This is a genomic window from Gilliamella sp. Choc5-1 (assembly GCF_001690595.1).
Lineage (GTDB): Bacteria > Pseudomonadota > Gammaproteobacteria > Enterobacterales > Orbaceae > Gilliamella > Gilliamella apicola_M.
Map to the genome: position 1 here is coordinate 1 of NZ_LZHH01000092.1, position 5,603 is coordinate 5,603.

4 protein-coding genes are annotated in these 5,603 nt (G+C 37.1%); all 4 read left to right on the forward strand.

The features are described 5' to 3' along the window. Positions 1-1,594, forward strand: a 1,594-nt coding sequence (locus A9G35_RS08230) for a DUF2345 domain-containing protein (RefSeq protein WP_141673832.1), incomplete at its 5' end; no start/stop codon positions are given. 59 nt (positions 1,595-1,653) lie between these two features. Further along, the gene (locus tag A9G35_RS08235; protein ID WP_065636455.1) at positions 1,654-2,781 is read left to right on the forward strand and encodes a hypothetical protein; all 1,128 of its coding nucleotides are present in this window, start codon (positions 1,654-1,656) and stop codon (positions 2,779-2,781) included. A gap of 17 nt (positions 2,782-2,798) precedes the next feature. Next, complete coding sequence (locus A9G35_RS08240; RefSeq protein WP_065636456.1) at positions 2,799-4,532, forward strand: esterase/lipase family protein; 1,734 nt, start codon at positions 2,799-2,801, stop codon at positions 4,530-4,532. A 97-nt stretch (positions 4,533-4,629) separates the two neighbouring features. Then, on the forward strand, positions 4,630-5,603 hold a 974-nt coding region (locus A9G35_RS08245), incomplete at its 3' end, for a T6SS immunity protein Tli4 family protein (protein WP_141673833.1).

Consider the following 5,603-nt stretch of genomic DNA (forward strand, 5'->3'; position numbering starts at 1 on the left):
ACGCCTACGGCACGAACAAAAAATCAGCCAACAAGTTATTATTCACGGTAAAAGCAACCGCTACGCGCTAGCACCGGGTCAATGGATTAACCTCAACGGCAGTCCACTGAATAATATCAATGACGGCGTAATTATTTTAAGTGTACAAGGACACGGTAACCGCACCGATGCATACGAGCTCGAATTTACTGCGATTCCTTATCAGGCATTAACGCTCTACCGCCCGACGCCTATCCGCTGGCCCCAAATCAGCGGCACCTTACCGGCAAGGGTCACTAGTCCCGACAATGACACCTATGGCTATATTGACACTCAAGGACGCTACCGCGTTAAATTTAACTTTGACCTAAAAACATGGAAAAATGGCGAAGAAAGCCTTTGGATACGTTTAGCCAAACCGTATGCAGGCAGCACCTATGGCTTTCACTTTCCCTTAATTGACGGCACCGAAGTGGCCATCGCCTTTATGAACGGCAACCCCGACCGGCCCTATATTGCCCATGCCATGCACGACAGTGCCCACCCTGACCCTATCACCACCATCAACAAACACCGCAACGTCATTCGCACCCCAGCTAACAACAAACTGCGCATGGATGATAAACGTGGGCAAGAGCACATCAAACTGGCCACCGAATACGGCAAAACGCAACTTAATTTAGGGCATTTAGTTGATAATAAAAAACACCAACGTGGTGAAGGTTTTGAGCTTAGAACTGATGACTGGGGCGCGATAAGAGCGGGTAAAGGGCTTTTTATTACCGCTGACGAACAATATAAAGCGCAAGATATTCAGCTAAATATGCAACAAGCAAATGAGCAACTCAATAACGCTCTTAAATTGGTATCTGCGTTACAAGATGCGGCAAAACAAGCCAAGGCTGAGTTAGCTGATTTAGAGACACAAAAGAAATTATTAACTGACTCTCTTGAAGAATTAAAAGCTGCTTCAATTCTACTTTCATCCCCACACGGTATTGCTCAAGTGACACCCAAAAGCATTCAACTTTCTTCAGGTGAAAATTTAATACTATCGAGCCATAAGCACACGGATATTAGCGTATTGAGAAAATTTATGGTAGCAGCTGGCGAGACCATTAGTTTATTTGCCCAAAAAATGGGAATTAAATTATTTGCATCCCATGGCAAAGTAGATATTCAAGCACAAAATGACGATATGTCATTAAGTGCACAAAAAGATATCTCAATTGTTAGTCAACAAGGAAGAACTGTTATTTCAGCTAAACAAGAGTTAATTTTCACTTGCGCAGGCGCCTATATTCGACTTGCTGATGGGTCAGTCGAGATTGGCGCGCCAGATAATATATTCAATAAATCAGCAACATGGCAAAAATTGGGTGCTGATAGTTTAAGCCAAATGATGAATAAACAAAAAAGTAGTCATTATGTATTTCATTCGCAATTACGTTGGCAACATGATGATTCTGTTATAAAAAACCGAAAGGTAAGAATTATTCGGGCTGATAATAGTGAAATAGAAGCAGTAACCGATGAAAATGGAATGCTACCTGCACAATACAGTCAATTTGTTGAGCCAATAACTATTGTGATTGAGCCAGAAACAAAAAATTAAACATCGTATTACTAATTTAAATCATGATCACAAATATATAAATAGCAGGAAACATATTAATGGGCTGGAAAACTTCTAAATTATTAAGCCATCAACCAATTAAAAAACCAAATTATCTATTATGGGGTATGAGTTTATTATTTTTAATTTTAGCTGGTTTTATAATAACTGTTTTTACTTGTGATGGCTCAGACTACCTTTTATTTTGGTTTCTGGCTATTGGTGTTCCGTTTTTTTTATGGATAATGATACTTGCATCTTGTTTATTAATTAACATTTCTGAGCATGCTTATAATGAAAGAATCACAGAACTAAATCAAGAATCAACCCAATTTTGGCAAAATTGGAGTAAGCAGCAGATACCTATATTTGGAAGTTATATGATCTGTGCAGAACAAAATGGCATAAAAGCTTTAACAGGTGATCTTGAACAAATTCCCCTTTATCCTGAAAAAGCAAGGCCCCTATTTAATTTGACTGCATCAACTAAACCCTATTGGTTTCTTGATGAAGTAATGCAAAACTTAGAACAACAATGTCCTAATTATCGTCGCTATTTAACGCATATCTACATACCTAAAGCACTCATTGATGACGATGAACTGCTAGAAGCTATATTTCAACGTTGGGATTTATATCCCGAACCCATAATGGATTATTCGGTATGGATGTCAATACTTTATGAAGAGCCAGATAATATAGAATTATCGCTAATATTAGCATGCCAATATAGTGATATAACCTACCATCATCACAGTAAATTTATCAGTGCTATGTTAATTGGTGCAGAATCATTAATTAATACTAAAAAGCTACAAGCAAAATCTTGGTTAGGTCGTTTGATGATCGCTCAAGACGATTTATCAGCTGATATCAATCAGTTTTTTACTTATACACAACTTTCTGCTCAAAATGTTAAAGATGTTTGGATTTCTGGATTAGACCCAAAAAATCGCACTCAATTTAACATTGAAAGGCATAAATTAGATATTGGTGAAAATAAAGAAAATCTAATTCATGATATAGATTTAACTTTTGCCAAACCCACAGAATTGACAAAGTATTTAGCGTTAACGATGGCAAGCGGTTGTGTTAGTGCTTCTTCGCAAGAACAACTCGTTATTAGCCAATATGAAAATCAAGTCTATATACAGCTAATTACTTTAAAAAAATTGCTCCAAGAATAGAATAGGTAGAAAACAACATGACTAACAATAATCAGCAAGCCACGTATTTATATAATACCGTTCCAACATCAGAAAAGACCATACAAGGTTTATATCTTAAAAAAGAACGACTTATTGTACCGATTATCTTTATTCCTGGTGTGATGGGCAGTAATTTAAAAGCGAAACAGAAAGATTCTAATAATAAAATTAAACGTGTATGGCGTTTAGATAATGAAGTATCGGTTATTGGCTGGTCATTACCGTATTATGGTGATGCTAAAGCACGAAAACTAGAACTAGATCCTGAAGAAACAGAAGTGGATGATGGTGGCACTGTGGTAGATGCCGCAGCCGAAGAGGTCGCTCGAATTAAAAATAACTATCATTTAAAGATACAATTATTAGGTGATGATAAAAGTCAACGAAATAAAAAGCGTCGCCTTAACCAAGAAAAACAACAAGAAATCCAAAAAGCAATAAACAATAATCCTGAAAACAGACTTTTTGGTTCGCGACAAAAACGAGGTTGGGGGACAGTAGGTTATATTAGTTATGGTGAATTTTTAGAATTATTACAAAAAATCTTATTTGAACCAGATGGTCACTTATCAACCATTTTAAATGATTTAATAAAACCGCCTTCATTTTCATTAGATGAGGGTTCAAAATCGTCACTAGAGTTAGATGAAAAGCAAATTAAACATTGCGAGAAATTTTATTTTCCTGTGTATGCGATGGGTTATAACTGGTTAGAATCTAATGAAGATAGCGCCAAAAGGCTAAAAAGGTTAGTCGAGGTAACTATCCCTGCTTTTTATAAAAAGCGTGGGCAAATTTGCGATAAAGTAATTTTAATTACCCACTCTATGGGGGGATTAGTTGCCCGTTATTATACTGAAGCATTAAATGGTCGGAACAAAGTCTACGGCGTAATCAATGGTGTACAGCCAGCTACGGGCGCCGTTGCTGCCTATACTCGAATGAAGCGGGGCACAGAAGTTAATGGAGATAATAGCATAAGTAATTTTGTAACGGCCAATGTTTTAGGTAAGGATGCCGCAGAAATGACCGCAGTTTGTGCTCAAGCACCAGGACCACTCCAGTTATTACCCACGCCAGAATATGGTATGGGTTGGCTTACAATCACAGATCCCAACGGTAACCCAGAATCCTATCCTAAAGCTGATCCTTATGCAGAAATCTATTTAGCCAAAGATAAATGGTGGTGTGCTTGTGAGCCCCATTTGATTAATCCATTTAATACTGACCATAATTCGCAACAAATGCAAGATGATTGGGACAAATATGAAAATATTGTCAAATATAAAGTAAAAAAATTTAATGAGAGTATAGCTAATAAATATCATCCTAACACTTATGCTTTTTTTGGTCTTGAAGAAGATGCTAATAATATTAAAACAGAGTCGTTGACTTATCAAATCGCCCACTGGCAAGGTTCTGTGATGGTAAGCAAAAAAAAGGCGTCAGCCAACCATATTGGTGATAAGAATCGGCTTAATTTAAAAGAGCTAGTGGAAATAAGAACCCTCCAAAATGGAGATATCAATGAAAAATACACATTATTACCCGCAGACGGTAATGGTGATGGCACCGTATCACAGCAATCTGGCGAAATACCAATTGATTATTTAAAAGCACGAATGTGTTTACCGGTTGGCCATGAACCCGCTTATAAAAATAAAATCAGTCGAGAATTCACCCTTCGAGCCATTGTTGACATTATGTATAAGGTAAAAATAAATGATTAATTTAACTAAATTTTATAAATATTATTTCGGTTTTATTGCAGGTCTATTCGCGCTAACCGTATTAACCAGTTGTCAGATATTTCATAAGGACATTCGTATGACTAAATTATCACCAGCACAACAGCAACAAGTAAATGAGTTATTAAAAAATAGCGCAACACGCTGTATTGGCACCTATTTAATCGACTTACCGATTGAATTTAAAATCAATAAAGAGGGATATTTTAATTACCAAAGACATCATGATGTGACCATTGCCACAAAGCAACAATATTTACCCCCTTTTAAACAGATGATAGCTCGGCGTGAGCAAGAGTTGCGAAATACTAAACCGGTTGATCCGCTTGATGGCAATTATCTAAAACACGTGTATCCAGTGCACACCCATAACCCCGATAAAATGCAAGGCATTATTTTTGAACGTATGGAAAGTATTGGTACTGCTGATATTCTTAGAGTGTTAGAAGGTTATCGCTGGCAAGATGAAGTCACGTTAAAGATCGAAATGAAAGCACAAAATGGCTTAGGCGAACAATATGCTAAAGATAGGCAAATTAAGCCTGAATCCTTTGAGAATAACGTGCCACAAAAATTAGCTGAATTACATAAACTGTTTGAACGCATTCAAACTCGTGATGATTTAACTATCCCAACCACCCCTGGGTTTTGTTTTTTGCACGGTTTTATGCAAGGAGAAGATCGTGAATGGAAAGATATCGGATTTACCTATAGACACAATACAATAGAGGATTTCTATTTTAGTATCGATTATAACGATTTTAAAGAAGGTAATGCATTACTTGATAAGCCAGAAGGTTATGTTACGCAAGGCCGAGGACATACTCTCTATAAAGGGACGCGTGAGAGTAATGGGTTACTGCTAGAAGAGTGGATAGCAAAAGGGCAATTTTTCCTTAATGAAGAAGGCTTCGATTCCGATGATTTGGGATATGTATTTTCGCTAGGGATCCATATGACCGACCCAACCTATAAAACGCCACAATTACGTTTAGAAATGTACTACAAAATCCCCGATGATGAAACACAAGAATACAGTGAAAAGCAACTTAT

Excerpts from the sequence above, each read along its gene's own strand:
- A9G35_RS08240 (WP_065636456.1), top strand. The coding sequence starts at position 2,799 with ATGACTAACAATAATCAGCAAGCCACGTATTTATATAATACCGTTCCA.
- A9G35_RS08235 (WP_065636455.1), top strand. The coding sequence starts at position 1,654 with ATGGGCTGGAAAACTTCTAAATTATTAAGCCATCAACCAATTAAAAAA.